The organism is Thioclava sp. JE_KL1 (assembly GCF_009296265.1).
Classification (GTDB): domain Bacteria; phylum Pseudomonadota; class Alphaproteobacteria; order Rhodobacterales; family Rhodobacteraceae; genus Thioclava.
The window spans coordinates 185,966-212,518 of the sequence record NZ_WBJS01000002.1; the positions used below are offsets into that span (position 1 = coordinate 185,966).

The 26,553-nt window shown below is 64.8% G+C and carries 27 protein-coding genes; 21 read left to right on the top strand and 6 right to left on the bottom strand.

Features of this window, described 5'->3' with window-relative positions:
• Positions 1-65 precede the first annotated feature (65 nt).
• From F8R15_RS03715 to F8R15_RS03730, 4 genes are read left to right on the top strand one after another with little or no spacing between them, the layout of a single operon-like run.
• Positions 66-1,112: an aldo/keto reductase gene (locus tag F8R15_RS03715; protein ID WP_083078476.1), complete on the top strand. Its 1,047-nt coding sequence runs from the start codon at positions 66-68 to the stop codon at positions 1,110-1,112.
• Positions 1,112-1,462 (top strand): hypothetical protein, encoded by a 351-nt coding sequence (locus F8R15_RS03720; protein ID WP_152843630.1) that lies wholly within the window; start codon positions 1,112-1,114, stop codon positions 1,460-1,462. Before F8R15_RS03715 ends, F8R15_RS03720 begins: the two co-directional genes overlap by 1 nt.
• Positions 1,450-1,965, top strand: a complete 516-nt coding sequence (locus F8R15_RS03725) for a lipocalin family protein (RefSeq protein WP_172976156.1) — start codon at positions 1,450-1,452, stop codon at positions 1,963-1,965. The genes F8R15_RS03720 and F8R15_RS03725 overlap by 13 nt, the downstream gene beginning before the upstream one ends.
• Complete coding sequence (locus F8R15_RS03730; RefSeq protein ID WP_368730996.1) at positions 1,962-2,864, top strand: EamA family transporter; 903 nt, start codon at positions 1,962-1,964, stop codon at positions 2,862-2,864. Before F8R15_RS03725 ends, F8R15_RS03730 begins: the two co-directional genes overlap by 4 nt.
• Here the strand turns inward: F8R15_RS03730 and F8R15_RS03735 are convergent.
• A complete protein-coding gene (locus tag F8R15_RS03735) occupies positions 2,861-3,568 on the bottom strand; it encodes an NUDIX hydrolase (RefSeq protein ID WP_152843632.1) in 708 nt (235 codons plus the stop codon). The genes F8R15_RS03730 and F8R15_RS03735 overlap by 4 nt on opposite strands.
• Positions 3,561-3,962, bottom strand: coding sequence for a DUF983 domain-containing protein (locus F8R15_RS03740; RefSeq protein ID WP_152843633.1), 402 nt, complete (start codon positions 3,960-3,962; stop codon positions 3,561-3,563). Before F8R15_RS03740 ends, F8R15_RS03735 begins: the two co-directional genes overlap by 8 nt.
• Before the next feature lie 188 nt (positions 3,963-4,150).
• Between F8R15_RS03740 and F8R15_RS03745 the strand changes: the two genes are divergently transcribed.
• The 4 genes from F8R15_RS03745 (at position 4,151) to F8R15_RS03760 (ending at position 6,611) form a co-directional block, all read left to right on the top strand.
• A complete protein-coding gene (locus F8R15_RS03745) occupies positions 4,151-5,011 on the top strand; it encodes an EF-hand domain-containing protein (RefSeq protein ID WP_152843634.1) in 861 nt (286 codons plus the stop codon).
• 94 nt (positions 5,012-5,105) lie between these two features.
• Positions 5,106-5,690 (top strand): RNA polymerase sigma factor, encoded by a 585-nt coding sequence (locus tag F8R15_RS03750; RefSeq protein WP_152843635.1) that lies wholly within the window; start codon positions 5,106-5,108, stop codon positions 5,688-5,690.
• Entirely contained in the window at positions 5,683-6,105 is a 423-nt protein-coding gene (locus F8R15_RS03755; protein WP_152843636.1) for a dihydroorotate dehydrogenase, read from the top strand. The genes F8R15_RS03750 and F8R15_RS03755 overlap by 8 nt, the downstream gene beginning before the upstream one ends.
• Positions 6,105-6,611, top strand: a complete 507-nt coding sequence (locus F8R15_RS03760; RefSeq protein WP_152843637.1) for a periplasmic heavy metal sensor — start codon at positions 6,105-6,107, stop codon at positions 6,609-6,611. The genes F8R15_RS03755 and F8R15_RS03760 overlap by 1 nt, the downstream gene beginning before the upstream one ends.
• Positions 6,612-6,719: 108 nt before the next feature.
• Here the strand turns inward: F8R15_RS03760 and F8R15_RS03765 are convergent, their stop codons facing one another.
• Positions 6,720-8,114, bottom strand: a complete 1,395-nt coding sequence (locus F8R15_RS03765; protein WP_152843638.1) for a diguanylate cyclase — start codon at positions 8,112-8,114, stop codon at positions 6,720-6,722.
• 143 nt (positions 8,115-8,257) lie between these two features.
• Here F8R15_RS03765 and F8R15_RS03770 point away from each other — a divergent pair, with 143 nt between their 5' ends.
• The 7 genes from F8R15_RS03770 to dacB are packed head-to-tail and all read left to right on the top strand — an operon-like array spanning position 8,258 to position 15,092.
• Positions 8,258-8,536, top strand: a complete 279-nt coding sequence (locus F8R15_RS03770) for a DUF3572 domain-containing protein (RefSeq protein WP_078522607.1) — start codon at positions 8,258-8,260, stop codon at positions 8,534-8,536.
• Between the two features lie 45 nt (positions 8,537-8,581).
• Complete coding sequence (locus tag F8R15_RS03775) at positions 8,582-9,286, top strand: HAD family hydrolase (protein ID WP_152843639.1); 705 nt, start codon at positions 8,582-8,584, stop codon at positions 9,284-9,286.
• Between the two features lie 51 nt (positions 9,287-9,337).
• Complete coding sequence (locus F8R15_RS03780) at positions 9,338-11,071, top strand: DUF4153 domain-containing protein (RefSeq protein WP_152843640.1); 1,734 nt, start codon at positions 9,338-9,340, stop codon at positions 11,069-11,071.
• Between the two features lie 60 nt (positions 11,072-11,131).
• Positions 11,132-11,743: a heme NO-binding domain-containing protein gene (locus F8R15_RS03785; protein ID WP_152843641.1), complete on the top strand. Its 612-nt coding sequence runs from the start codon at positions 11,132-11,134 to the stop codon at positions 11,741-11,743.
• The gene (locus tag F8R15_RS03790) at positions 11,743-12,945 is read left to right on the top strand and encodes a diguanylate cyclase (protein ID WP_152843642.1); all 1,203 of its coding nucleotides are present in this window, start codon (positions 11,743-11,745) and stop codon (positions 12,943-12,945) included. The genes F8R15_RS03785 and F8R15_RS03790 overlap by 1 nt, the downstream gene beginning before the upstream one ends.
• 50 nt (positions 12,946-12,995) lie before the next feature.
• Positions 12,996-13,613, top strand: a complete 618-nt coding sequence (locus F8R15_RS03795; protein WP_152843643.1) for a nicotinate-nucleotide adenylyltransferase — start codon at positions 12,996-12,998, stop codon at positions 13,611-13,613.
• 51 nt (positions 13,614-13,664) lie between these two features.
• Positions 13,665-15,092, top strand: a complete 1,428-nt coding sequence (gene dacB / locus F8R15_RS03800) for a D-alanyl-D-alanine carboxypeptidase/D-alanyl-D-alanine-endopeptidase (protein WP_152843644.1) — start codon at positions 13,665-13,667, stop codon at positions 15,090-15,092.
• A gap of 63 nt (positions 15,093-15,155) precedes the next feature.
• Here dacB and F8R15_RS03805 read toward each other — a convergent pair whose 3' ends face one another.
• On the bottom strand, positions 15,156-15,578 hold the full coding sequence (locus tag F8R15_RS03805) for a tellurite resistance TerB family protein (protein ID WP_078522614.1): 423 nt from the start codon (positions 15,576-15,578) through the stop codon (positions 15,156-15,158).
• A gap of 105 nt (positions 15,579-15,683) precedes the next feature.
• Here F8R15_RS03805 and F8R15_RS03810 point away from each other — a divergent pair, with 105 nt between their 5' ends.
• Entirely contained in the window at positions 15,684-17,330 is a 1,647-nt protein-coding gene (locus F8R15_RS03810) for a lysine--tRNA ligase (protein ID WP_152843645.1), read from the top strand.
• On the opposite strand, the gene F8R15_RS03815 is transcribed toward F8R15_RS03810, so the two are convergent.
• On the bottom strand, positions 17,327-18,181 hold the full coding sequence (locus F8R15_RS03815; protein ID WP_152843646.1) for a CHAD domain-containing protein: 855 nt from the start codon (positions 18,179-18,181) through the stop codon (positions 17,327-17,329). The genes F8R15_RS03810 and F8R15_RS03815 overlap by 4 nt on opposite strands.
• Before the next feature lie 253 nt (positions 18,182-18,434).
• Between F8R15_RS03815 and F8R15_RS03820 the strand changes: the two genes are divergently transcribed.
• A complete protein-coding gene (locus F8R15_RS03820; protein ID WP_152843647.1) occupies positions 18,435-20,726 on the top strand; it encodes a glycosyl hydrolase family 28-related protein in 2,292 nt (763 codons plus the stop codon).
• A gap of 84 nt (positions 20,727-20,810) precedes the next feature.
• Here F8R15_RS03820 and F8R15_RS03825 read toward each other — a convergent pair whose 3' ends face one another.
• Positions 20,811-21,308 carry a HugZ family protein gene (locus tag F8R15_RS03825; protein ID WP_152843648.1) on the bottom strand — a complete coding sequence of 166 codons (498 nt, stop codon included), beginning with the start codon at positions 21,306-21,308 and terminating at the stop codon, positions 20,811-20,813.
• 423 nt (positions 21,309-21,731) lie between these two features.
• On the opposite strand from F8R15_RS03825, the gene acs reads away from it, so the two are divergent.
• The 4 genes from acs (at position 21,732) to F8R15_RS03845 (ending at position 26,473) form a co-directional block, all read left to right on the top strand.
• Complete coding sequence (acs, locus tag F8R15_RS03830; protein ID WP_152843649.1) at positions 21,732-23,699, top strand: acetate--CoA ligase; 1,968 nt, start codon at positions 21,732-21,734, stop codon at positions 23,697-23,699.
• Positions 23,699-24,391: an adenylate kinase gene (locus F8R15_RS03835; protein ID WP_253732379.1), complete on the top strand. Its 693-nt coding sequence runs from the start codon at positions 23,699-23,701 to the stop codon at positions 24,389-24,391. Before acs ends, F8R15_RS03835 begins: the two co-directional genes overlap by 1 nt.
• Positions 24,392-24,454: 63 nt before the next feature.
• Positions 24,455-24,712, top strand: a complete 258-nt coding sequence (locus F8R15_RS03840) for a DUF4212 domain-containing protein (protein ID WP_075774060.1) — start codon at positions 24,455-24,457, stop codon at positions 24,710-24,712.
• A 21-nt stretch (positions 24,713-24,733) separates the two neighbouring features.
• A complete protein-coding gene (locus tag F8R15_RS03845) occupies positions 24,734-26,473 on the top strand; it encodes a sodium:solute symporter family protein (protein ID WP_078522621.1) in 1,740 nt (579 codons plus the stop codon).
• Positions 26,474-26,553: the final 80 nt, after the last annotated feature.

The following is a 26,553-nucleotide window of genomic DNA, read 5'->3' on the forward strand; positions in this document are numbered from 1 at the left end:
CCTTTACCTTCCCGCGGCCCGGTGGCAGGGTCCGCGCAACATCATATGACAAAGGGGGCGCGGGCATGCGCAAGCTGGAACTTGGTCAAAGCGGGATCATGGTGTCCGAGATTTGTCTCGGGACGATGACCTGGGGCAGCCAGAACACCGAGGCCGAGGGCCATGACCAGATCGATTTCGCGCTCGACCGGGGGATCAATTTCCTCGACACGGCCGAGATGTATCCGGTGAACCCGGTCAAGGCCGAGACGATGGGCCGGACCGAGCAGATCGTGGGCACTTATCTGGCCAAACGCGGCAAGCGCGACGATCTGGTGGTGGCCACGAAGATCACCGGCGAGGGCTCGAACGCGATCGAAGGCGGCCCCGAGATCAGCCCGACCCGCATCCGCCAGGCAGTGACGGATTCGCTGACCCGGCTGCAGACGGATTACATCGACCTCTACCAGTTCCACTGGCCCAATCGCGGCTCCTATCACTTCCGCAAGACGTGGCGCTTCGATCCGTCGAAGCAGCCTTCGAAGCAGGAAGTGCTCGACGATATGAGCGCCTGCCTCGAGACGCTCGAAGATCTGCGTAAAGAGGGCAAAATCCGCGAATTCGGCCTGTCGAACGAGAGCGCCTGGGGCACGGCGCAATGGCTGGCACTGGCCGAGGCGGGCAAAGGGCCGCGCGTCGAGTCGATCCAGAACGAATACTCGCTGATGTGCCGCTACTACGACCTCGATCTGGGGGAGTTGGGTCAGCAGGAGAAGGTGACGCTGCTGGCCTATTCGCCGCTCGCCGCGGGTATCCTGACGGGCAAATATTCGGGCGACGTGATCCCCGACAACACCCGGCGGTCGCTGGTCAACAATCTCGGCGGGCGCGCCAATCCGCGCGCTTTCGAGATCGCTGACCGGTATGTCGCGCTGGCCAAGGAGTTCGATCTTCACCCGGTGACGATGGCGATTGCCTGGGTGATGAGCCGTCCCTTCCCGGTGATCCCGATTGTCGGGGCGACCTCGGTCGACCAGCTCAAGCCGAACCTAGACGCCGAAGGGGTGGAACTGCCGAAGGAGCTGCTCGACAAGATCGCGGAGCTCCACAAGCATTACCCGATGCCCTACTGATGCGCGGGGCGTCGATCCTTCTGTGTGCGGCGCTCGCCTTGGCGGGCTGTAGTCCCTTCGGCCCCACGGACGAGGGCGACACGGCAGAGCAATTGCCGCTGGTCGGGCAGGAGAAGATCGATGCCGGGAAATTCGAATGCGTCGCGCGCGGCGGCAAATGGCTCGCGCGCGACGGGGCGTTCATCTGCGTTACGATGACCTCCGATAGCGGCAAAAGCTGTCAGGCGGGCAGCGAGTGCGAGGGTGAATGCCTCGCGCGCTCGAAGACCTGCGCGCCGGTGACCCCTCTTCTGGGCTGCAACGAGGTGATGAGCGAGGCGGGCTACCCGATGCAGCTATGCGTGCAATGAGCCGGGCGAAGATCGCCGCGCTGGGCGGGATGCTCGCGCTGATCCTCGCGGGCTGTGCGCCCCAGCCGGAGACCGCGTCGCTGCGCAAACCGGGCGCGCTGATTTCTTCGGCGTCGCTGTTCGATCCGCAGCGGTTCGGAGGCGAATGGCATGTCGTCGAAAGCGGCATTCCGGGCTGCTCGGGCACGCAGAACTGGGCGTGGGATGGCAAGACCGCCTACCGGCTGCGCGGCACCAACTGTGCGATCAAGCCTGCCGCCATCGACGAGACCGTGACGCTGACCGGGCCGGGCGGGCGGTTGATGGCGAAGGACGCGTTCGGCGGCGAGCCGATCTGGGTGCTCTGGGTCGATTTCGATTATCGGGTGGCGGTGCTCGGCACGCCCTCGGGCCGTTGGGGGATGATCCTGTCGCGGCAGACCCCGCCACGGCCCGATCTGATCAAGGCGGCGCGCGATGTCATGGACTTCAACGGCTATGACATGACGCGGGTCGGTAAGTGACCGACGCGCCGGTGCATCTCTGGGTCTGGGTGACGCTGTTCGCGGCGGCCGTCCAGACCATCCGCTTCATGCTGCAAAAGCTGCTGGCGGGGGCGCAGCTCTCGGTGGGTGGCGCGACGTTTTCACGGTTCCTGTTTGGCTTCCCGCTCGCGGCTGCGACGGCGCTGGGCTTTCTGGCTGCGACCGGCACGCCATGGCCGCATCTGAGCGGCCCCTTCTGGGGTTTCGTCATTGCGGGCGGCGCGGCGCAGGTGGCGGCGACCTTCCTGACGGTGGCGCTGTTCGGCCTGCGCAATTTCGCGGTGGGCGTGGCCTTCACCAAGACCGAGACGGTGCAGGTCGCGCTGTTCTCCGCGATCATCCTCGGCGAATTCGTCGGGCCCATCGGCTGGATCGGGATCGCGATCGGGCTGGCGGGGGTGCTTTTCCTGACCAAACCGCCCGAAGGCGGCTTCAACCCGCGTGCGGCGCTTTACGGCGTCGGGGCGGGGGCGCTGTTCGGCCTGTCGTCGATCTTCTATCGCGGCGCGACGCTGGAGCTGGAGCCGCTCGACTTCTTCGCCCGCGCCATCGTCGCGCTGGCCTGCGCAACCTTCGCGCAATCGCTCGGCATGGGGCTGTATCTGCGGCTGCGCGAGCCGGGCGAGTTGACCCGCGTGTTCGGCGCGTGGCGGCGCACGGTGCTGGTGGGGATCACCGGCGTTCTGGGCTCGGCGGGCTGGTTCACCGCGTTCTCGCTGCAAAACGCGGCCTTCGTGCGCGCGCTGGGCCAGGTGGAGATCGTCTTCACGCTGCTCGCCTCGGCGCTGGTCTTCCAAGAGCGGCTGCACAAGCGCGAGGGGGCGGGCATCGCGCTCGTCGTGGTGTCGCTGATCGTGATTGTGCTGGCGGGACGTTAAAGCCCGATCCGCCGGAACTCCGAACGCGGCCCACGATTGTCGAAGAACGGCACCGAATGCGGCGTGCCAAGCGCGTGTTTGGTGGTGATGAGGGCGGCGATTTCGGCCAAAACCACTTCGGTGATGAAGGGCAAGTTGAGCGCACGCGCCTCGGGCAGGGGCACCCAATGCAGATGCGAAAGCTCGTCGCAGGCGCGCGAGAAATCGTCGAGATCGCCCTGGATCGCTCCCGCATCGATCAGGAAGAACCGCGCATCGAAGCGGCGCGGGCGGCCCGGCGGCGTGATCGCGCGGAACACGAAATGCAGATTGGCCGCCGAGGGCAGAAAGCCCAGATCGGCGAAGCCCTGCCAATCGGTGGGCACCGCGCCGGGCCACGTGGTTTTCTCGCCTAACACCAGCCCGGTTTCTTCCCACAACTCGCGCAGAGCGGCGGCGGCCAGCGCCGCGCCGATCCCCTCGGGCGCATCGGCCTCGAGCCGCGCGTGATCGGGCGCGGGCAGGGGATAGGCGAAGGGCACCTCCCAATCCGTGGCGTCGAGCGCGCCGCCCGGAAAGACGTATTTCGAGGGCATGAAGGCCGCCCCCGCACCGCGCTGGCCCATCAGCACGCGCGGCACCGCATCGGCATCACGGCGCAGGACGATCACGCTGGCCGCGTCGCGTAGCGCGGTTTTGTCGACCGGGGGGCGCGTGTCAGTCATGAACGATTTCGCCTTCGCCGAAACCATGCATCCGGCGCGACCACTGGATGCCCACCAGCATCCCCTTCATCAGCGGCAAAAGCACCGCCGAGAGCACCATCGAGCCGATGCCGAAAATCCAGATCATCTCCCACGGTCCGGGGCGGAAGGCGATGAAATAGGCCGCCATCATCGGAATCGCGAGATGGCCAACGATCAGGATCGTCAGATAGGCCGGGCCGTCATCGGCGCGCTGATGCGAGAGGTCCTCGCCGCAGGCCGGGCAGGTGTCACGCACCTTGAGATAACTGTGCAAAATCAGACCCTTGCCGCAAGCCGGGCAGCGGCAGCGCAGGCCCCGCCCGATCGAGCGGCCCAGCGGGCGATCATCGTGATACTCGTCATGCGACTGCATTGCGCTCTCCCTTGTGGCGGTCTCTCTCCGCCCGTTCGCAGGGCAGTATGGCGGCAGCCGGGGCGGATGGAAAGTCCGGCGGGTCTATCACGGATGCGTGAGTTTGGCGACGGAATGCTGCGCATGCGCCGTTTGGACAAATATCGACGGCGCGAGACGTGCCGTGGCAGCGAGAACAGGAGTTTCGAATGAAAGTCATGAACAGGCAGACCCTCGTCGCGGCAATCCTCGCAGGCAGCGCGATCACCCTCGCAATGCCGGTGGTGGCGCAGAACCAGAACGGCAGCCAGATGCAGGGACAGCAGGTCATGCCCGGGAATGGGCCGGGCAACGGAGCTGGTAATGGCCCCGCCAATGGCATGGGGCAGAACATGCAGCCCGGCGCGATGCGCGATCAAGGCGGGCGCGGCTTCGGCTTCGACATCAGTCGCTTCGACACCAATGGCGACGGTCAGGTGACGATGGAGGAAATCCAGGCCAAGCGAGCTGCTGACGCTGAGGCGCTCGACGCCAATGGCGATGGGATGATTTCTCAGGAGGAGCTCGTCAATTCCGAGATGGCCAAGGTGAAAGCCCGCATCGAAGCCCGCGTGAAAGCGCGCTTCGCCGCGCAGGACAGCAATGGCGATGGGGAGCTGTCGGCCGCCGAATTGATGGCGCATCCGATGCCGACGCGCATGTTCGACCGGATGGACCGCAACAATGACGGGGCGATCAGTGCCGACGAGATGCAGATGGCCAAACGGTTCATGCAGCGGATGAGCGACCGCCGCGACCATGGCCGGATGGGCAAGGGCGATTACCACGGCCATGACCGCATGGGCAAAGGGGATCGCCATGGCCATGACCGTATGGGGTGGAACGGCGACCGCGACGGCTACGGGCGGATGATGCAAGGCGATGGCCCGATGGGTCAGGGTCCGATGGGGCAAGGCCCGAACGGCCAAGGCCCGCGGGGCACGCCGCCGATGCAGCCGGGCACCGGGGCTGGCCAAGGTCAAGGTCCGGGAAACGGTCCGGCGGATGGCTCGGGCCGATCCACGAACTGAGTTTCGAGCAGTGAAGAAAGCCGGGGCGCGGAAAAGCGCCCCGGCTGCATGTCAAATTGCATGCGCAGGGAAAGCAGGCTAGGCCTTTGACGGAATGACGATGGCACTGGATGCGATGAACGAGGCTTCGGACGAGGCTCTGCTGGAGCTTTACGCGCAGGGCGACCCGGCGGCGGCGCGGGCGTTGACGCTGCGCTTCGGGCCCTTGGCCTACCGGCTCGCCTATCGCTATCTGCGCGATGCGGCCGAGGCCGAGGACGTCGCGCAAGAGGGGCTCTTGCGGCTCTGGAAGATCGCGCCGGAGTGGCGCGCCGGCGAGGCGAAGGTCTCGACTTGGCTTTACCGGGTGGTGGCCAACCTCACGACGGACCGGCTGCGCAAGCGCCGCGGTGTGGGGCTGGATGAGGCGCCCGAGGTGGCCGATGACCGCGCGAGCGCGCTGGACGAGTTGATCGCGCGCGACCGTGTGGCCGCGCTGGAAGCGGCGCTGGAGCAATTGCCGGAACGGCAGCGGATCGCGGTGACACTGCGACATATCGACGGTTTGTCCAATCCCGAGATCGCTGCCGCGATGGAAACTGGCGTCGAGGCCGTAGAAAGTCTGACAGCGCGTGGAAAACGCGCTTTGAGTAAGCTGCTTCGGGGGCAGCGAGAGAAATTGGGGTTTGGCGATGACTGACAAACGCATGGATCGCGAGACGGACGCGTTGGACGACGCGGCGCTGGAGACGCTTTTCGGCGAGGCGCGCGCGGCGGGTGGGCCCGAGCCCGGGGCGGGGTTCCTCGCCCGGGTTCTGGCCGATGCGGAGGCGGAGCAAGCGGGCTTCGCGCGTTCTGGCCCCGCTGCAGCGCCCGACAAGCCTGACGTCTTGGCCGGTATCTGGGACGCGCTTCGCGGCGCGTTCGGTGGCTGGGCTCCGATGGGCGGTCTGGTCACGGCCGCTCTGGCCGGGGTCTGGATCGGCTTTGTGGGGGCCGACGAGATCGGCGCGCTCAGCCCGTTTTACGCCAGCAGCACGACCGAAAGCCTCGGCACGGTCAACCTGCTACCCGAGGGCGACACCTTCGCCTTCGCCGATGAAGGAGGGTTCTGATGGCGGCTGCCGAGACGCGAAATGGCCGGGGATTGCGCTGGGCGCTGATAGGGTCGGCGGTGCTGAACCTGCTTTTGCTGGGGTTCTTCATCGGCGGCTGGATCGCGCATGAACGGCATCCGCCACGCCCGGTCGTGGGCGATGTCAGCCTCGGCGCGTTCACCGGGGCGCTGAGCCCGGAAGATCGTGATGCGCTGCGCAAGGCGGCGCAGGCGCGCGGCTCGGAGTTCCGCGATATGCGGCGGCAGGCGCGCAGCGACATGACGGCGCTGATCGCTGCGATCGACGCGGAGCCCTGGGATCGTGCGCAGGTGGCCGAGCTGCTCGAGCGGCACAAGGCGCGGACGGTGCAGCGGGTCGATATCGGCGAGCAACTGATCCTCGACCGGCTTGATGCGATGAGCGCCGAGTCGCGGCACAGCTTTGCCGAGCGTCTGCGCGAGGGTGCGGCGCGGTTCGACAAGCGCAAGAAGGACCGCGAGGACGCCCCAAAGCCGAAGCCGTGAGGTCAGGTGGGCGGGCCCCCAAGAGGGCGCGACCGTTTGCCGTTTGTAAGTTCGCCAACCCTCAGTCTCATCACCTGCCCATGCGCGGCGTGACCCTGCTATTTCGGGTCAGGCCGCGTTTGTGTGTTGGGCGAGGGAGACTTGGTTTCGTCCGCTTCCCTTGGCGCAGAGAAGCGCAGCATCGGCCTCGTCGATAAGATGCTGAGGATCGTCGTGGCGCGTGCCGCCGAAGGCGAGGCCAATCGAAATGGTGACCTGCGTCATTTGTCCGTCGGGCAGCGTGATCTTGCTCTGTGCGATTTCGTGCCGGAGCCGTTCGGAGATCCGGCACCCCTCGACCAGAGAGCTGTCGGGCAGAGCCACGAGAAACTCCTCGCCGCCGATGCGACCGATGAGATCGACGTCGCGCAGGCTTTGGCGCAGATGGCGGGCGATACTCGCTAGCACCTCGTCACCCGCGCCGTGGCCATAGGTGTCGTTCACTGATTTGAACCGATCGAGGTCGAGCAGCATCACCGCATAGCCGTGGCCCGTGCGGCGCGCGCGGTCGGACATGCGCGCCAGATGCGCGTTCACGTAGCGACGATTGTGCAGCCCGGTCAGGGGGTCGACCAGCGCAAGACGCAGACCTTCATCGACCGAGAGACGCAACTGGTCCGAGAGGCGCTTGCGGCGGAGCTGCGCGCCGATCCGAAGTGCGGCTTCCTTTGCTGCGAGCGGCGTCGACATCTCGGCGGGCAGCAGGTCATCCGCGCCTAGATCGAGCGCGCTGGCTTGCATCTCGCGCGCGTCGGGCTGGCTGGCGATCAGGATCGCCGCATGGCGCGTTTCGGGATGCGAGCGCAATTCCGACATCAGCCGCAGCCCATCGCCGCGATGCGCGAGGTCTGCGCCGATCACGAATAGATCGGGGGCGCGACGCGTGGCGTCGTCGCCGCAGGGCTGGTCGTAACTGGTCAGCAGAATCCGATTGGTCGTCAGCAGGGGCGCGAGCGCGGATTTCCAGCGCAGTCCCTCGGCCGGGTTGGGCGCGATCAGAGCGATCCGCGCGAGAGGGACGAATTCACTCGCCGCCTCTGCGAAGCCGAGTTCCCGGCAGGTCTGTTCGCGCAGCGCCGAATCCTCGTCGCCGACATGGGCGCGGATCAGGCTGCGCAGGCGGGCGAGCAGCACCAGTTCGTCGAAGGGTTTGGCCAGCACCTCGTTCGCCCCGGCCTGCAGCAGCGTCACGCGCTGCGCGGGCGTATCACGCCCCGTCATCGCGATGATCGGGATGCGCCGGGTACGCGGGTTCGCCCGCAACCGGGCGATGAGGCCCTCTCCGGTCATGTCGGGCAAGGTGACGTCGAGCAGGATCAGGCCGGGCCGTTGGGCCGCGGCGAGGGCGAGCGCCTCCGCCGCGCTTGCGGCTTGCAGCGTGTTGTAGCGCGCGCCGGTCAGCTTGGCCTTGAGCACAATGCGATTGGTCGCCACATCATCCACGATGAGGATCGATCCCGGCATATAACGCTACTCCTTCAACCTCCGGCGCGGTGCGGCTTGCATCGGGCGGTTCCCGACTGCGCCAGCTTCTCATCGCGCCTTTTCTTGACCTTAGCGGTCTATAGGTTAACAAAGCGTTTCCCCCCGTCAGAGAAGGACCCGTCATGCGGCAAGAAAACGCTCATACGCTCGCGTTGCAGACCCTCGGCTGGCTTGCCGGTCGCGAAGATCTGATCGGCGCGTTCCTCGCCAATTCCGGGGCCAGCGTGGACGATTTGCGGACGCAGGCGAGCGATCCGGACTTCCTCGCAGGTGTTCTCGACCATGTCCTGCAGGACGATCAGGTGGTGCTGGATTGCGCGCAGGACCTTGGTGTGCAGCCCGAGGCGCTGATGCAGGCGCGCGCGGTTCTCGGGCGCGGCGATCTGCGCCACTGGACCTGACGCGCAGCTTTAGGCAATCTGCCCGCAAAGGGAGGCAGATCGCAGATGGCAGGCGGCAAGATACGGGCGGTGCTGTTCGATAAGGACGGTACGCTTTTCGACTTCGACGCGACATGGGGCGCTTGGGCGAAGCTGCAGATCGAGGCGTTGGCGAAGGATGCCGAGCAGGCCGCCAGGCTTGCCGCGGCGATCGGATTCGACCTCGAGCGGATAGAATTCGAACCGCACTCGCCGGTGATCGCGGGCACGGTTCGGGAGGCGGCGGAACTGCTGTTGCCGCATCTTCCGGGACGGTCGCTCGACGATCTGGTGGTCGAACTGGAGCGGGCGGCGCATGACGTGCCTCTGGTGGAGCCGGTGCCGCTTGCAGCGCTTCTGTCCGATCTGCGCGGACGCGGATTGCAGCTGGGTATTTGCACGAACGATGCCGAGTCTTCGGCGCGGGCGCATGCCGCGCAGGCGGGCATCACCGATCTTTTCGACCGGATTATCGGCTATGACAGCGGGCACGGGGCGAAACCCACGGCGCGCCCGCTTCTGGCCTTCGCGGATTCGCTGGGGCTAGACCCGGCCGAGGTCGTGATGGTCGGCGACAGCCAGCATGACCTGCACGCGGCGCGCGCGGCGGGGATGATTGCGATCGGCGTGCTGAGCGGACCGGCGGAGCGGGCCGATCTGGCCCCGCTCGCTGATGCGGTGCTCGATCATATCGGGGGGCTTCCCGACTGGCTCGCGCGGCGCGCGGGCTAGCAAAGGCGCGTCAGACGCGCGGGAGCCTCGCGCAAGACAGGAGAGGGACGCATGCAACTACGTTTGCAACATATTCTGCTTGGGCTGTTGGCGGGCATGTTCTTCTGGGCGCTCGATAACCAGTTGCAGCAACGGCTTCCGATTGACGCGCACGGACAATTCGGCGTGTCGGTTCTGGGCACGGTGTTCTTCGCGACCGCGCTTGCGATGCTGGGCGAGATCGGCTGGCGCAGGGCATTCGGAGCGGCGGCGCTGATTGCGGTTCCAGTCGCGTTGCTCGGATGGTGGGCATCGCTTGGCTATGCTCCGAGCGAGACGCTGGCGGGATACATGCCTTACGAGCTGCTCGCGCTTTCGGTTCTGGCGATGCTGCCGATGCCCTTCGCGATGGCCGTGGCGCAGGGCGGAACGCGCGCCTGGAACGACTATCCGGCCCTGTTCCTGCATGCGTGGAATATCGTGGTGCGCTATGCGGCTGCGTTTATTTTCCTCGGAATGGTCTGGCTCGTGCTGTACCTCTCGGCGCGGTTGCTCGAGAGTGTGGACCTCGATTTCCTGCGCCAGCTTCTGCGGGAGAAGCTGTTCGCCTTTGCGGTCTCGGGCGGCATTCTCGGGCTGGGACTGGCGGTGGTGACCGAGTTGGAGGAGATGATCTCTCCGACCCTGATCCTGCGGCTTCTGAGGCTGTTGCTGCCCCCCGTTCTGCTTGTCGCGGTGATCTTCGTGGCCGGGTTCATTGCGCGCCGGGGGGAGGTCTCGCTGATCGGGTTCTCGCAGATCGAGACGCTGCTTGCGATGGCCGCGGCGGCGGTAACGCTGATCTCGATCGGCATTGAGCGCGACGATGAAAGTGCCGTCCGGGCGCGGGTCCTGCGCCTGTCGGCTCAAGGCTTGGCGCTGGTGCTGCCCGTTCTGGTCGGGGCGGCGGCCTGGACTGGATGGCAAAGCGTCACCGCGCAAGGCTGGACCCCGGGACGCGTGGCGCAGGCGGTGCTGATCGTACTTCTGGCGGGCTATGCGCTGGGATATGCCGGGTCGGTGCTGCTGGGGCGCGGCTGGATGGCGCGGCTGCGGCGGATCAATATCGCCATGGCGGGAGTCCTGCTTCTTGCCGCTTTGGCATGGCTGACGCCGGTGCTGGATGCGAACGGGGTGGCTGCGCGCTCGCAACTGGCGCTGTATCGCGGGGGGCGCATCACGGCGGGCGCTTTGCCGCTTTACGCTTTGAAGAACCACTGGGGGCTTGCCGGGCAGGCGGCCTTTGCCGAGTTGGAGGCGCAAGCCGGTGATGACCGCGCGCTCGCGACGGCCTTGGCGCGTCTGAGCCCGTCTGCGGATGGGGCGGAAGGTGCCAGCGCCGCGCGTGCCCAACTGCGCCGGGATCTCGTGCTGCCGCCCGGTGCGAAAGCGCCCGAGGATGCGCTGCTCGATGCGATCCGCGCGCGCGCGCCCGAGGTTGCGGCGGGGCTTTGCGCCTCCGCCGAGGGGGCAGCGGCGAATTGCGCCTTGATCGAGGCCGATTTCCTGTCGGATGTGCCCGGGGACGAGGCGATGGTGCTGCTGCATCTGCCCGACCGCGATGCGATATATGTGCTGCGGCAGTCGAACGGCGCGTGGGATTCGATCGGTTGGGGCAGCGTCGTCGATGCGCAGGGCGAGCCGCGTTTCCGCGTCGATCTGGCCCCTGTTATCGCCGCGATCAAACGTGGTGAGATGCAGCTGGCCCCGAGCGGGATCATGGCGCTTGAGGCCGGTGGGCTGCGTCTTTTGCCGCTGTCGCGCTGAGCCGGGCGAATTTGGAGCTTTGTTAACTTCTGACCGCTAGCGTGGCGGTCAGGAGGGCACATGCTCGGCTTGATCAACCGCTCTATCGAGACGTTTCTGACCGACACCCACGGGGCGGCGCTCTGTGCGCGCGTGCGGCGGCGCGCGGATTTGCCGGGCGAGAGCTATGAGCCCCTGCTGCAATATGACGATGCGCAGGCCTTGCGGCTGATCGATGCCGCCTGCGACGAGTTGGGGCGGGCGCGATCCGAGTTTTTGGAAGACCTTGGGGCGCATCTGTGCAGCCGCGAAGCGGTGCGCCGCCTGTTGCGTTACGGCGGCTGCGACTATCGCGGTTTTCTGAACTCGCTCAACGAGTTGAATGACCGCGCGCGCATGGCGATTCCCGATCTCAAGCTGCCGGACCTGCATCTGGTTGCAACCCAGTCGGGTCAGTTCCGTCTACGCGTTGCCGCGGATCTGCCGGGCTGGGGGGCGGTGCTGGCGGGGATCCTGCGCGCCATGGCGGATGACTATGGCAGCCTCGCGCTGATCGAGGTGTCGCCGCGTGTCGCCGGGGGCGATCTGCGCGACCCCGGCCCGATTGCGGAGACCGTGACGATCCAGCTGCTCGACGCCACCCATGCCGAGGCGCGCCAATTCGCCCTCGCGCGCATGATTGGTGAGGTGTGATGAGCGTGCCGGGCGAGAACACTGTCACGCGACTGGCCGCACAGCCTCCCCCTGATCGGGGCGCGCAAGCCTATTGGCTAACGCTGTTGACCGGGCTTTTGCCGATGTTTCTCTGGCTCGACGAGCAGGCCTGCATCCTCGGGGTCGGGCGCACGTTGCGCAAGGTTCTGGGGGTGCCTGATGCCCAGATCGTCGGCGCGCCGTTCTCGCGGTTTTTCTCGGTCGCGCGGCGCGGCGGGGCGGTACGGATGTGCCCGAAAGAACTGCGCTCAAGTTGCGGTGCTGTTGATTGCGATCGCCAGGTCGGGCGCTGCGGGCGCTCCCTCGGGGCCATGACTGCGGAGGAGATGCTGCACGTCACCCTTCGCATGCGCCCACAGGTAAGCCTGCGCGGTGCGCTGGTGGGCCACGCGGATCAGCCAGTTCAGGGGGGTGCGCCGACGCTGGCGGGGGGCGATATGCTCCTCAATTTCAGCTTCGGCATCCACCTGCGCGAACTCGTGGCGGAATTCGACCTGACCGAACATGATTTCTCCGCCGCCGATCTTGCGATGGAAATGCTCTATCTTCAGGAAGCGAAATCGCTCGTGCTGGAGGAGTTGCGGGCTCTGACCGGGCGGCTTGATCAGGCGCGCAAAGCGGCGGAAGATCAGGCGCTGAGCGATCCGCTGACGAAACTCGCCAACCGCCGGGCCATGGCACAGGCGCTTGCGCGGGCCGTCGACCACGCGACGAACGGGCTGGCGAATTTCGCTTTGCTGCAGATCGACCTCGATCACTTCAAGACGATCAATGACACGCAAGGCCATGCGGCGGGGGATTTCGTGTTGCAACTGGTGGCCCGCAACCTGTGTGAAAGCGTGCGCGGAGGTGATCTGGTCGCGCGCATGGGCGGCGACGAGTTCCTCGTTCTCTTACGTGGCGACCCGAGCCGTGCCGAGATCGGCGCGCTCGCGGCACGCATCATCGAACAGCTTGAAGCGCCGAAATGGTATCGGGGGCAGGAATGTCTGGTGTCCGGATCGCTCGGCGCTGTGTCGTCGCGCGACTACGAGAGCCTCGAGGTCGCGGCGCTGCAGAATGACGTCGACCGGGCCACCTATGCCGCCAAGGCCGCAGGGCGCGGATGTCTTCGCTTCGGGTCCGGGCCTGTCGAAAACGTCGAGGATGGGTCGGGCGCGTCACCCTGCTCCGCGCCTTAGGCGCACAAACGCTCTTTTCCTGACCGGTCGCCTTCGGGTAAGGGCAGCGCATGAGACAAGGTTTCCCCTATGCCCGCGCCGGACAGCGCATCGGTCTTCTGGGCGGGTCGTTCGATCCGGCGCATGAAGGTCACGTCCTGATCACGCGTGAGGCGCTGCGCCGCTTCAATCTTGATCGGGTCTGGTGGATCGTGAGCCCCGGCAACCCGCTCAAGGCGCATGGTCCCGCACCGCTCGATCAGCGGATCGCGAGTGCGCGGGCGAGCCTTAGGGGCGATCCGCGCGTCGTGGTGACCGACCTCGAAGCGCGGCTCGGCACGCGTTACACGGCCGACACGATAACGCGTCTGCGCGCGCTCTATCCCGGCGTGGATTTCGCGTGGCTGATGGGGGCCGATAACCTCGTGCAATTCGACCGCTGGGATCATTGGCGCACGATCATGGAGAGCGTGCCGGTCGGTGTGCTGGCGCGTCCGGGCTGGCGGATGCCGGGGCGCTGGGCGCGCGCGGCGCGCATTTATGCGGGGGCCGAATTGCCCGCGGTCGCCTCGCAGCGCCTCCTCGACGGACCGGCGCCGCGCTGGTGCTTCGTCAACATTCCGATGTCGTCTCTTTCCTCCACGGAAATTCGCGAGAAAGGCGGCTGGCGGGCATCGACACCCGCTTGAAGACAGTGCGGGGCGCGCTACGCTCGGATTGACGCCGAGGGAGGAATCGCCATGCCGCTATCGATATCGCGCCGCTTCGCACTGCTGGGTGGCGCCGCGCTTTTCGCCACTCCGAAAACGGGCTTCGGCCAGACGGTCGCGGCAGCCGAATTGGTCCGGATGGCCGGGCTCAGCGGCGATGTGGGCTATGTCGTCGCGGACCTGAAGAGCGGCCAGATCCTCGAACAGCGCAATGCAGGCCAAGCGATGCCGCCCGCCTCCGCGCTCAAGTCGATCACCTCGCTCTATGCGATGGAGCAACTGGGCGGCGATTTCCGTTTTGGCACGCAGTTGATCGCGACCGGCCCGATCTCGGGCGGGCGCATTCAGGGCGATCTGATCCTCGCGGGTGGGGGCGATCCGACGCTAACGACCGACGATCTGAACGCGATGGCGAAGCAGCTGGCGGCGAAGGGAGTGCAGGGCGTCACGGGGCGTTTCCTGACTTGGGCCGGGGCGCTGCCCTACAAGCACGAGATTGCGAACGATCAGCCGATCTTCGCGGGCTACAACCCGTCGATCTCGGGGCTGATGCTGAATTTCAATCGCGTGCATTTCCAATGGCGCCGCTCCGGTGGGGGCTGGGCGCTGAGCATGGATGCGCGCGGGCGCGACGTGCAGCCGCAGGCCTATACCGCGAAGGCGTCGATCGCGAAACGCTCCTCGCCCACTTTCACCTATTCCGATCGCGGCGGGGTCGAGCATTGGACGGTCGCCTCGGCGGCCTTGGGGCGTGGCGGAAGCCGGTGGTTGCCGGTGCGCCATCCGGCGGCCTATGCGGGCGATGTTTTCCAGACACTGGCCCGCGCACAGGGCACACCGCTGCCCGCGCCGGAAGAGGTGCGCAACCTGCCCGGCGGCACGGTACTGGTGAGTCATGGCAGCGATCCGCTTGTGCCGGTACTGCGCGCGATGATGAAATATTCGACGAATATCACCGCAGAGGCGGTGGGTATGACGGTCAGCAAGCGGCTGGGCGCGGGGAACTCCCTGAAGCAGTCGGGACAGACGATGACCCAATGGCTGCAGCAGCGCACGGGCGCGCGCTCGGCCCGGTTCACCGACCATTCCGGGCTGCGGGCCGATGCCGAGCTTTCGCCGCAGGACATGGTGGCGGCGCTGCGTAATCTTGGTGCGCCGATGGGGCTGCGCAGTTTGATGAAGCCATTCAAGCTGCGCGATGCGACGGGCAAGAACATGCCGGCCCAGCCATTCCGCGTCGATGCCAAGACCGGGACGCTGAATTTCGTGTCGACTTTGGCGGGCTATATGACCGCGCCTGATGGCACCGAACTGGTCTTCGCGATCTTCACCGCCGATCTAAACCGGCGACGTCGTGCGGGCTCGGCGCCGCGCCCGCCGGGGCAGGTCCAATGGGTGCGGGCGTCGAAAATCCTGCAGAGCCAGCTGTTGGAGCGTTGGGCCGGGATTTACGGCTGAGGGGCGCTCCGCCTGGACGGCGGGGCGGTCGTCAGGTTTTCTCGCCGGGACTCTATTGTCCGATCAGAGCGTGACGTGGCGCACTTTTGCACCCCATTCGATGGCGACGGCGTGCAGCCGGTCGATCGCCAACTCACCGCGAATTTCTTCTAGAAGCCGTAGTTCGGTTTGACGGATCGTGCCATCTGCGGCGGCCACATCGCAGGCCAGCGCATACGCGGTTTCGAAAATATGTTCGGGCAGCGCGTCGCGGATCAGGCCGAACAGCGCCTCGAGCCCGTCTTCCTCTTCGAACAGCGTGAAGACCGAGCGGGATACCCGCGAGACGCGGTCGAAATCGTAGCCCGCGAAGATCGGCATGTGGTTCACTATCCGCTCGATTGCGACGAGTTCGGAGGTCGGCACGTCCTCATCGGCGGCGGAAATCGCGACCATCACGGCGACGAGCGCGTCTTGGGGCGAAAGCGAGGCGAGAACGTCGGGCACGTGGGAGCTCCTTGATAGTGTTTAAGTGCTAATTATTGACTGTCCCCCTCCGCTTCAATAGGTCAGGCGCGACTGGGCGCACGGGGCGCCTTCATGAGGTATGCAATGACGAGCTTGCGTGACGCTGCGATGAAATCCAAGGCCTGGCCCTTCGAGGAAGCCCGCCGGGTGCTCAAGCGTTACGAGAAACGGGACCCGGAAAAGGGTTACGTTCTGTTCGAGACGGGCTATGGGCCGTCGGGTCTGCCGCATATCGGCACGTTTGGCGAAGTTGCGCGCACCACGATGATCCGTCGCGCTTTCGAGCTGATCTCGGACATCCCGACGAAGCTTCTGTGCTTCTCGGACGATATGGACGGGATGCGGAAGGTGCCGAGCAACGTGCCCAATCAGGACATGCTGCGCCAGCATGAGCAAAAGCCGCTGACCTCGGTTCCTGATCCCTTCGGAGAGTTCGACAGCTTCGGCAACCACAACAACGCGATGCTGCGCCGCTTCCTCGACACGTTCGGGTTCGAGTATGAATTCGCGAGCGCGACCGATTACTACAAGTCGGGTCGGTTCGACGAGATGCTGATCAAATCGGCTTACGAATACGATCAGATCATGGAAATCATGCTGAAGTCGCTGCGCGAGGAGCGTCAGCAGACCTATTCGTGCTTCCTGCCGATCCATCCCGAGACGGGCCGCGTGCTCTACGTTCCGATGAAGGAGGTCAATGCGCGCGACGGCACCGTGACCTTCGACGACGAGGACGGGCGCGAATGGACGCTGCCGGTCACCGGCGGCAATGTGAAGCTGCAGTGGAAACCCGATTTCGGGATGCGTTGGGCCGCGCTTGGCGTCGATTTCGAGATGTATGGCAAGGACCACTCGACCAACACGCCGATCTATGACGGCATCTGCCGCGTGCTGGGTGGGCGTGCGCCGGAGCACTTCACCTACGAGCTGTTCCTCGATGCGAATGGTGAGAAGATCTCGAAGTCGAAGGGCAATGGCCTGTCGATCGACGAGTGGCTGACCTATGCGGCGACGGAGTCCTTGAGCTACTTCATGTATCTCAAGCCGAAGACCGCGAAGCGGATGCATTTCGACGTGATCCCGAAGGCGGTGGACGAATATCACCAGCAGCTGCGCGCCTATCCCGATCAGCCGATCGAGCAGCAGGTGAACAACCCGGTCTGGCACATCCACGGCGGCAATCCGCCTGAGAGCCGGATGGTGGTGCCTTTCGCGATGCTGCTCAATCTCGCGAGCGTCGCGGGCGCGACCGAGAAGGAAGGGCTGTGGGGCTTCATCAAGCGCTACGCGCCCGAGGCGAGCCCGGAAGGCAATCCCGATCTCGATCAGGCGGCAGGCTTCGCGCTTAAGTATTTCGAGGATTTCGTGAAGCCCATGCTGGTCTTCCGTGCGCCCGACGCCTCCGAACGTGCCGCGCTGGAAGATCTTGCCAAGGCGCTGAAATCGGAAGAGGCGGCGCTCGATCAGATCGCGCGCAAGAACGCGGCGGCAGGCAACGAAGAGCCGCTGCCGGAGGCCGATTTCCACAGCGACGAGTTCCTGCAATCGGTCGTTTTCGCGGTGGGCAAGAACCACGAATTCGCGAACCTGCGCGATTGGTTCAAGGCGCTTTACGAGGTGCTGCTGGGCCAGAGCCAAGGGCCGCGTTTCGGCGGGTTCATCGCGCTTTACGGTGTCGATGAAACGGTCGCCCTGATCGAGCGGGCGCTGGCGGGCGAACTGGTCGACTAAGCTTTCCAGAGTTCGAACCAGGCCCCCCAGCGGTCGCAGAGCGGCTCGGGGGGCTCGGCGAATATCCTGGCGCCGAGGTTGAAGGCTTCTGCCTCCAGTCGGGCGGATTCGGTGCGGATCAATGCAAGCAAGGCCTTGGCCTTTTCGGGGTCGAGATGCTCGGGCACTTTCGTCTCGAGCACATGCAGATCGTGATGGTCGCCGATCAACTCCCCCAAAGTGTCGAGCGCGTCCTCGCGCGGGTGCAGCATCTCGGGCCAAATCGGGGCGAGCAGGCGGGTGTGATACCAGTGCTGCTTCACCCGCGTCCGCCAATGGTGCAGGTCCAAGCCAGCCCTTGATTTCTGAGCGGTTTTCAGACGCTTGCGGCAATCTTTCAGCGTCTCGTGCAATCCGGCCTCATAGGCGGGCCAGCCCTTTTCGGTGACCTCCCAATCCTTCGCGCGTTTGCGGATTTCCGTGACGCGTTTCGCGAATGTCGAGATGTCGCCTTCCTTCGGGGGCTGGGTCGCGGGCAGCGCGTCAAGCATTGCACGGGCGGCAGACGCACCGTTGAGATCAGGCCCTTCGCGCCCGAGCCGGATAAGCGAGGCGCGCATCACCTCGTCGTCGCGCAGGCCGGAAATGCCCCGGGCGGCTTCGGCCAAAGCATCGTTCTCTTTGTGAAAATCGGAGAAATGCGGCGCGAATAAGCGGGTCAGGCCGCGGGTCTTCTTGATCGCTTTGCGAAGGGCGTGAACCGAAGGGTCGGATTTTCCGGCCAGTTTGACGGCCGTTCCGAGCTCGCTACGCGCGATGCGGCGCAGGGCTTTCGTCGGGGTCTTGTCGTCGGGGGATATGGCGTAAACCATCTGCGGCTCCTCTTGGCTGCACACCCGATGTGGCGCGAGGATATGTCAGGCGCATGACGCTGTCACCTGCGAAGCGGGAGGCGCGCCGCGAGCGCAGGCCGTGACCGGAGGCTGCGAACGGCCCTCTCAGGTCTTCTTTAACCTTTCCTTCTAGCTCTGTTCGGGCCGAAGCGCGGACGATTTCGGTCGGTCCCGGCGCGCAATTGGCACCGCAAGGGGCGCGCGGGTGGGAACATGGACAAGAGGATTGCAGATGAACGTCGCGATTACCGAAGGGCTGGTGCTGACCCCGCCCGCATTCGCCGAAGGGCTGGATCAATGGTCGAGCGAGGATGGCATGCCGGGCTCCACGACCTATGAGAGCGCGGGCAATGCCGTGCTGGTTCCGGCGGATGCGGATTTCGGCGGCTGTCTGGAAATGCTCAAGACGCAGACGGTGCAGAAGCTGCGCTACATGGGCGACACGCCGATCCTGCCCGGGACTTACCTGCGCATCCGGGCGCGGGTGAAGGCGGTCAGCGGCAACCTGCCGGAGGTGCGTGTCGCGGGCTATGCGGTGACGGGATCAGGCAGCCATGTGAGCGGCGTGGTCGAGGTCGGCCCGACGGTCGCGTTGCAAAGCTATGGCGCGGTGGTCGAGGTCTCGGCGATCGTCGGGACCGGCTCGCGCGACGGTGTCGATATGCCGTGGGGGCTGGATGCGGTCTACGGGTATTTCGGGCTGGACCTGACCGGCGCCAATGGCGGCGTGGTGCGCATCGACGATATCGAGATCGAGGATGTGACCGAGGCTTTCCTGCGCGACCTGATGGGTTGGGTCGATGTGCGCGACTACGGCGCGGTGGGCGACGGGACGACTGACAATGTCGCGGCCTTCAACGCGGCCGATCAGGCGGCGAACGGGCGCAAGGTTTTCGTCTCGGAGGGGGTGTATTACCTGGGCAGCACGATCTCGATCTCGTCGCCGGTCGAGTTCGTGGGCACGCTGGTGATGCCAACTGCGGCGAAACTGGCGCTGATGTCGTCCTTCGACTTTCCAACCTATGCGGCGGCTTTCGGCGATGAGCTGGCGGGGTTCAAGAAGGCGCTGCAGGCGCTGTTCGGCTATACCGATCACAACGTGCTGGACCTGAAAGGCCGCCGTGTCGAGGTGACCGAGCCGATCCGCATCGAGGAGATCGCGCCGGACCTGTCGAGCTTTTCCAACCGCCGGGTTCTGCAGAACGGGCAGATCAACGTGATCGCTGGCTCTGCCTGGGATGATGAGGTGGTGACGTCGCAGGCGACCTATTCGGTGAGCCAGTCGATGCAGCTGACCTCGGTCGCCAATATCGCCAACATCCCCGTTGGCGCGCGGATCACCGGCACCGGGGTCGGGCGCGAGGTCTATGTGAAGTCGAAGAATGTCGGCGCGCAGACGCTTTACCTGTCGCAGCCGCTTTATGGCGGGTCGGGCACGCGCACCTACACGTTCACGCGCCACCAATATGTGCTGGATTTCTCGGGGATGGAGAAGCTCGACCGGTTCAATATCGCCAATGTGGAATTCCTCTGCAACGGCGCGGCGAGCTGCGTGATGCTGGCGCCCGATGGGCAGATGTTCCAGATTCGCGACAGCTATGTGGTGCGGCCCAAGGATCGCGCGATCACCTCGATCGGGCGGGGGTGTCAGGATCTGCTGATCGATGGCTGTCAGTTCCTGTCCGACGAGATGCTGGTGCCCGCGCAGGACCGCAAGTCGATGGTGCTCAACGTCAATGCCAATGACAGCAAGATCCGCGACTCGCGCTTCGTGCGCTTCGGGACGAGTTTCGTGCTGAATGGCTCGGGGCACCTGATCGTCGGCAATCACTGGTTTCAGGGCGACGAGGAAAGCAATGGCGTGCGCGTGGCGGGGCTGGTCTTTACCCAGACCAATGTGCAGTCGGCGGTGACCGGGAATTACATCGACAATTCGGTGATCGAGTGGACCAACGAACATGACACCGAGCCGGATTTCGCGAGTGAATACAGCTTTGGCGGGCTGACGGTGACGGGCAATACCTGCGTATGCATCAATGTCGCGCCGTGGTTCACTTGGCTGTCGATCAAGCCCTATGGGCCGGGCCATTTCATCCAGGGGCTGAGCGTGACGAACAACGTGTTCAAGTCGCTCAACGGCAGTGTCGACCGGATCGAGAAGATCGACACGAGTTTCGCGGATATCGACCGCTCGCGGGTGCGCAATGTGGTCTTCGAGGCAAATATGTTCAACGCGATCAACGACATCTCGCAGAACCCGGTGATGGTCGAGGTGAACCAGTCCACGGCGCAATCGGTCTGGACGGTGGATGCGAGCCAGTATCTGCCCTTCGGGGGCTGGGCGCGCAATGTGCAGAGTCTGATCGCCGAGGGCATGGTGCGTGACAGCTCGGGGGCGCGGATCGAGGCGATGCCCTATGTCGCGGTGGAGCAGGGCGCGGCAAAGAACCAGATCACGGTGAATTGGCCGGAGGCGGCGAAGGGCCGGCTGCAGGTCACGCTGCGGATGGATAACCCGATCTAACGGGATGCAAGGGCGGGGCCGATCCGGGCCGGGGCGGGCGGATCGGCAAGGCGGCGCGTGGGGCGAAAGTCCTGCGCGCTGTTTTTATGTCAGGTCTGCGGGCGTCAGACGAAAGGCGCGGCCGAAGCCGCCGTTGAGAGCCGCCGAGGTCGCGCGGAGATCGAAAAAGAAGAAGTCGGGCAGGTCGATATAGAGCTTCGATTTCGGATGATCGGAGAGCCAGCGGTCGCGCATCGCCGGGAAGGCGGGATCGTCGCGGTGAATGGCATGCGCCTCGACCTGCAACGAGAGCCGGGGATGGGTGAGGGGATCGCCTTTTGTGCCGGGCTCGCCGAGCAATAGCCCGGCCCGGTGATCTTGCAGCAGGGCGGTCGTGTGTGCTGCGAGGCTGGAAACGAAGGTTAACAGCTCCCCTTGCGGGCCGGGGCCAAGGGCGACGCGCGTTACGACCGGCGCGCCTGTAGCCGGGTCGAGCGTGCCAAGCGCGCCGAACCGGGCTTCACGGATCAGGCTTTGCGCCAAGGCGCGGGCCTCGGCATCCGTGGGGCGGATCGGGTTGGTCGGCGGGGTCGGCTGCGACATGGGAGGCTCCTTCAAGGCGGCGCGATGGTAGGGCGCGGGCCTGCGGGCGACAATCGGCGAAGTTATCCACAGGATGCCGTAACGGAAGTTCGCGCGCCGAATCATTCTGAGCGTCCGATTCGCCTCGTCGCAGCTGCGGCATGATTTTAACCGTGCGGTCGATTTTCAAATTCAGTTGGGTTCGAGCGGAAACGCTACAGGCAAGCACTTGAATTGGCTCGCCTATTTTCTGCCTCATTTCCGTGCATTTACAGCGTTAGCGCAATCGGTGTCAAAAAATTTACAGAAATATGTAGCGTATAAAGGGGGTTACATGAATCTTAACGTTTGAGTTACAGTGGCGCGGGGTAGAGGGCCTGCACTATCACGCGGGCGACATGCGGACACGCCGTGCCGCAATGCGAAATTGCTGGGAGGAAGCTCATGACTGCGCAAGACAAGGTGACTCAGGTTCCAGAGGTCAAAGAGGTCCCGCCGGGCTTCGAGAACGCCCATGCCGACGCCGCGAAATATCGCGAGATGTATCAGGAATCGATCACCGATCCGGAGAAGTTCTGGGGCCGCGAGGGTAAGCGCCTCGAGTGGATCACGCCGTATACCAAGGTGAAGAACACTGATTTCACCTTCGGTCATGTCGATATCAAATGGTTCGAGGACGGCGTGCTGAACGCCAGCGTGAACTGTATCGACCGTCACCTCGCGACGCGCGGCGACCAGACCGCGATCATCTTCGAGCCCGACGATCCGGAAACCCCGGCGCAGCACATCACCTATAAAGAGCTGTCCGAGAAGGTGAACCGCTTCGCCAACGTGCTGTCGAGCCAGGGCGTGATGCGCGGCGACCGCGTCGTGATCTATCTGCCGATGATCCCGGAAGCGGCTTACGCGATGCTCGCCTGTGCGCGTATCGGCGCGATCCACTCGATCGTCTTCGCGGGCTTCTCGCCCGATGCGCTGGCCAACCGCGTTAACGACTCGGGCGCCAAGGTCGTCATCACCGCCGACACCGCCCCGCGCGGTGGCCGCCGCACACCGCTCAAGGCGAATGCCGACGCGGCGCTGCTGCACTGCTCGGACAAGGTGCGCTGCCTCGTCGTGAAGCATACCGGCGACCAGACCTCGTGGATCGACGGTCGCGATGTCGACGTGAAGGCGATGATGGAGAACGTCTCGCCCGAATGTCCGCCGCGTCCGATGAACGCGGAAGATCCGCTGTTCATCCTTTACACCTCGGGCTCGACCGGCAAGCCGAAGGGCGTGGTGCATACCATCGGCGGTTATCTCGTCTACGCCGCGATGACGATGCAATACACGTTCGACTACCACGATGGCGACGTGTTCTGGTGCACCGCGGATGTGGGCTGGGTGACCGGCCACAGCTACATCGTCTACGGGCCGCTCGCGAATGGCGCGACCACGATCATGTTCGAAGGCGTGCCGACCTATCCGGATGCGGGCCGCTTCTGGGCCGTGTGCGAAAAGCACAAGGTCAACCAGTTCTACACCGCGCCCACGGCGATCCGCTCGCTGATGGGGCAGGGGCCGGAATGGGTCGAGAAATACGATCTCTCGGCGATGAAGGTGCTGGGCTCGGTCGGCGAGCCAATCAACCCCGAAGCCTGGGCCTGGTACGACAAATACGTCGGAAAGGGCAAATGCCCGATCGTCGACACGTTCTGGCAGACCGAGACCGGCGGCCACATGCTGACCCCGCTTCCGGGGGCTACGCCCACCAAGCCCGGCTCGGCGACCCGTCCGTTCTTCGGCGTGAAGCCGGTCGTGCTCGACCCGCAGACCGCGGTGAAGCAGGACGAGACCGAGACCGAAGGCGTGCTCTGCATCTCGGACAGCTGGCCGGGCCAGATGCGCACCATCTGGGGCGACCATGAGCGTTTCCAGGAGACCTATTTCAGCCAGTACAAGGGCTATTACTTCACCGGTGACGGCTGCCGCCGCGACAGCGACGGCTACTACTGGATCACCGGCCGCGTCGATGACGTGATCAATGTCTCGGGTCACCGCATGGGCACGGCGGAAGTCGAATCCGCGCTCGTCGCGCATCAGGCCGTGGCTGAGGCTGCCGTGGTCGGCTACCCGCACGAGCTGAAGGGGCAGGGCATCTATGCCTATGTCACGCTGATGAACGATGTCGAACCCTCCGACGAGCTGCGCAAGGAGCTCGAGAAGTGGGTCCGCACCGAGATCGGTCCGATCGCCAAGCCCGATATCATCCAATGGGCGCCGGGCCTGCCGAAGACCCGTTCGGGCAAGATCATGCGCCGCATCCTGCGCAAGATCGCCGAGAACGATTTCGGGTCGCTCGGGGACACCTCGACGCTGGCCGATCCTTCGGTCGTCGATGATCTGATCGAAAATCGCGGGAACAAATGATGCCGGACAGCACGACCATGACGCAGACCAAGCCTGCCGTTCTTATCCTTCTTGGCCCTCCGGGCGCGGGCAAGGGCACGCAGGCGCGGATGCTCGAAGAGACGTTCGGCCTCGTGCAACTCTCGACGGGCGATCTTCTGCGGGCCGCGGTGTCTCAGGGCACCGAGGCCGGTCTCGCCGCGAAAGCGGTGATGGAGGAGGGCGGCCTCGTCTCGGACGAGATCGTTCTGGCGATCCTGCAAGATCGCATGGCTGAACCGGATGTTGCGAAAGGGGTGATCCTCGACGGGTTCCCGCGCACCGCCGGTCAGGCTGCGGCGCTCGACGGTCTTCTGGAGGAGAATGGCCAGTCGGTGACCGCAGCGATCAGTCTGGAGGTCGATGACGAGGCGATGATCGCCCGCGTCGCCGGCCGCTACACCTGCGCCAAATGCGGCGAAGGCTATCATGACGAGTTCAAGCAGCCCGAAGTTGCGGGTGTTTGCGACAAATGCGGCGGCACGGAATTCAAACGCCGGGCCGACGACAATGCCGAGACGGCGCGCGCGAGGCTGGAGGCCTACCACGCGCAAACGGCACCGCTGATCGCCCATTACAAGGCGCTCGGTGTTCTCGAGGAGATCGACGCGATGGGCTCCATCGACGAGATCGCCTCGGGCCTTGGGTCGATCGTAAAGCGCGTCTCGGCCTGAATTTTGGGGAGGGGCGGGCCCATGAGGGGCCCGTCTGGAGAGAAACTAAAGGGAGTTAGTCTCATGGCGGACAAATCCTCGTCCAACGCCTATTGGAAGGCGAATATCCGGACCATCCAGATTTCTCTGGTGATCTGGTTCATCGTGTCCTTCGGCTTCGGCATCCTGCTGCGCCCGATGCTGGCAGGCATCAAAATTGGTGGCACTGATCTTGGCTTCTGGTTCGCCCAGCAAGGTTCGATCCTCGTGTTCCTGGTGCTCATCTTCACCTATGCGTGGCGGATGAACAAACTGGACCGCGAGCACGGCGTCGAAGAATAATCTCAGGGAGGAGAGAGGGACATGGATCAGTTTACCCTCAACCTGCTGGTGGTCGGCGCGACTTTCGTGCTCTACATCGGCATCGCGATCTGGGCCCGTGCGGGTTCCACGTCGGAATTCTACGCCGCGGGTCGCGGCGTTCACCCGGTCGTCAACGGTATGGCTACGGGCGCTGACTGGATGTCGGCTGCGTCGTTCATCTCGATGGCTGGCCTCATCGCCTTCGGCGGCTACGACACCTCGACCTATCTGATGGGTTGGACCGGTGGCTACGTGCTTCTGGCCATGCTGCTTGCGCCCTATCTGCGCAAGTTCGGCAAGTTCACCGTGCCGGAATTCATCGGCGACCGTTTCTATTCGCAAACCGCGCGCACCGTGGCCGTTATCTGCCTCATCGTTGCGTCGATCACCTACGTTATCGGTCAGATGACCGGTGTGGGCGTCGCGTTCTCGCGCTTCCTCGAAGTGGACAACACCACCGGCCTGTTCATCGGCGCGGCGATCGTGTTCCTCTACGCGGTTCTGGGCGGCATGAAGGGCATCACCTACACGCAGGTGGCTCAGTACGTCGTGCTGATCATCGCCTACACCATCCCGGCGATCTTCATCTCGCTGCAGCTGACCGGCAACCCGATCCCGGGTCTCGGCCTGTTCTCGAACGACGTCAACACCGGCGCGCCGATCCTGTCGACGCTGAACGACACCGTCGAGGCTCTGGGCTTCGCGTCCTACACCGGCCAGCATGACACCACGCTGAACATGTTCCTGTTCACCATGACGCTGATGATCGGTACCGCCGGTCTGCCCCACGTCATCGTGCGCTTCTTCACCGTTCCGAAGGTCGCCGACGCGCGCTCCTCGGCGGGTTGGGCGCTGGTGTTCATCGCGCTTCTCTACCTGACCGCTCCGGCTGTGGGTGCAATGGCGCGTCTGAACCTCGTTTCGACCTTCTACCCGAATGGCGTGAACGAGCCGGCCGTGGAAATGACCGCGATCGAGAACGACCAGAACCTCGCTTGGGTGCGTAACTGGGCCCAGACCGGTCTTCTGTCCTTCGACGACAAGAACGGCGACGGCCGCATCGAGTACAATGCGAGCGACGCCAACGAACTGACCGTGAACCGCGACATCATCACGCTCGCCAACCCCGAGATCGCCAACCTGCCGGGTTGGGTGATCGCGCTGGTGGCAGCCGGTGGTCTGGCTGCAGCTCTGTCGACGGCGGCTGGTCTTCTGATGGCGATCTCGTCGGCGGTCTCGCACGACCTGATCAAGTCGCAGATCAACCCGGGCATCTCGGAAAAAGGCGAGCTTCTGGCCGCCCGTATCTCGATGGCCGTGGCGATCGTTGTCGCGACCTATCTGGGTCTGAACCCGCCCGGCTTCGCGGCACAGACGGTGGCTCTGGCCTTCGGTCTGGCAGCGTCGTCGATCTTCCCGGCACTGATGATGGGCATCTTCACGAAGCGCATCAACAACACCGGTGCTGTTGCAGGTATGCTCACGGGTCTCGCGACCACGCTGATCTACATCTTCCTGCACAAGGGCTGGTTCTTCATCCCGGACACCAACACGTTCACGGATGCGAACCCGATGATCCTCTCGATCAAGTCGACCTCCTTCGGGGTTATCGGCGCGGTCCTGAACTTCATCGTGGCCTATGTCGTGTCGAACGCGACCAAGGAGACCCCGGAAGATATCCAGGAGCTCGTCGAGTCGATCCGCGTGCCGAAAGGCGCCGGTGCGGCAGTCGACCACTAAGACAGAGAAGCGGGACGGGGTTCGTCTCGTCCCGACCTCTGAATCTTCGGCAGGCGCCCCTCGGGGCGCCGCCACCACCC

Coding starts and splice junctions, on each gene's coding strand:
- F8R15_RS03795 (WP_152843643.1), top strand. CDS start 12,996: ATGAGACAAGGTTTCCCCTATGCCCGCGCCGGACAGCGCATCGGTCTT.
- F8R15_RS03840 (WP_075774060.1), top strand. CDS start 24,455: ATGGCGGACAAATCCTCGTCCAACGCCTATTGGAAGGCGAATATCCGG.
- F8R15_RS03815 (WP_152843646.1), bottom strand. CDS start 18,181: ATGGTTTACGCCATATCCCCCGACGACAAGACCCCGACGAAAGCCCTG.
- F8R15_RS03760 (WP_152843637.1), top strand. CDS start 6,105: ATGGCGGCTGCCGAGACGCGAAATGGCCGGGGATTGCGCTGGGCGCTG.
- F8R15_RS03720 (WP_152843630.1), top strand. CDS start 1,112: ATGCGCGGGGCGTCGATCCTTCTGTGTGCGGCGCTCGCCTTGGCGGGC.
- F8R15_RS03775 (WP_152843639.1), top strand. CDS start 8,582: ATGGCAGGCGGCAAGATACGGGCGGTGCTGTTCGATAAGGACGGTACG.
- F8R15_RS03790 (WP_152843642.1), top strand. CDS start 11,743: ATGAGCGTGCCGGGCGAGAACACTGTCACGCGACTGGCCGCACAGCCT.
- F8R15_RS03825 (WP_152843648.1), bottom strand. CDS start 21,308: ATGTCGCAGCCGACCCCGCCGACCAACCCGATCCGCCCCACGGATGCC.
- F8R15_RS03745 (WP_152843634.1), top strand. CDS start 4,151: ATGAAAGTCATGAACAGGCAGACCCTCGTCGCGGCAATCCTCGCAGGC.
- F8R15_RS03785 (WP_152843641.1), top strand. CDS start 11,132: ATGCTCGGCTTGATCAACCGCTCTATCGAGACGTTTCTGACCGACACC.
- F8R15_RS03770 (WP_078522607.1), top strand. CDS start 8,258: ATGCGGCAAGAAAACGCTCATACGCTCGCGTTGCAGACCCTCGGCTGG.
- F8R15_RS03835 (WP_253732379.1), top strand. CDS start 23,699: ATGCCGGACAGCACGACCATGACGCAGACCAAGCCTGCCGTTCTTATC.
- F8R15_RS03780 (WP_152843640.1), top strand. CDS start 9,338: ATGCAACTACGTTTGCAACATATTCTGCTTGGGCTGTTGGCGGGCATG.
- F8R15_RS03715 (WP_083078476.1), top strand. CDS start 66: ATGCGCAAGCTGGAACTTGGTCAAAGCGGGATCATGGTGTCCGAGATT.
- F8R15_RS03845 (WP_078522621.1), top strand. CDS start 24,734: ATGGATCAGTTTACCCTCAACCTGCTGGTGGTCGGCGCGACTTTCGTG.
- F8R15_RS03750 (WP_152843635.1), top strand. CDS start 5,106: ATGACGATGGCACTGGATGCGATGAACGAGGCTTCGGACGAGGCTCTG.
- acs (WP_152843649.1), top strand. CDS start 21,732: ATGACTGCGCAAGACAAGGTGACTCAGGTTCCAGAGGTCAAAGAGGTC.
- F8R15_RS03810 (WP_152843645.1), top strand. CDS start 15,684: ATGACGAGCTTGCGTGACGCTGCGATGAAATCCAAGGCCTGGCCCTTC.
- F8R15_RS03765 (WP_152843638.1), bottom strand. CDS start 8,114: ATGCCGGGATCGATCCTCATCGTGGATGATGTGGCGACCAATCGCATT.
- F8R15_RS03820 (WP_152843647.1), top strand. CDS start 18,435: ATGAACGTCGCGATTACCGAAGGGCTGGTGCTGACCCCGCCCGCATTC.
- F8R15_RS03740 (WP_152843633.1), bottom strand. CDS start 3,962: ATGCAGTCGCATGACGAGTATCACGATGATCGCCCGCTGGGCCGCTCG.
- F8R15_RS03725 (WP_172976156.1), top strand. CDS start 1,450: ATGCGTGCAATGAGCCGGGCGAAGATCGCCGCGCTGGGCGGGATGCTC.
- dacB (WP_152843644.1), top strand. CDS start 13,665: ATGCCGCTATCGATATCGCGCCGCTTCGCACTGCTGGGTGGCGCCGCG.
- F8R15_RS03735 (WP_152843632.1), bottom strand. CDS start 3,568: ATGACTGACACGCGCCCCCCGGTCGACAAAACCGCGCTACGCGACGCG.
- F8R15_RS03755 (WP_152843636.1), top strand. CDS start 5,683: ATGACTGACAAACGCATGGATCGCGAGACGGACGCGTTGGACGACGCG.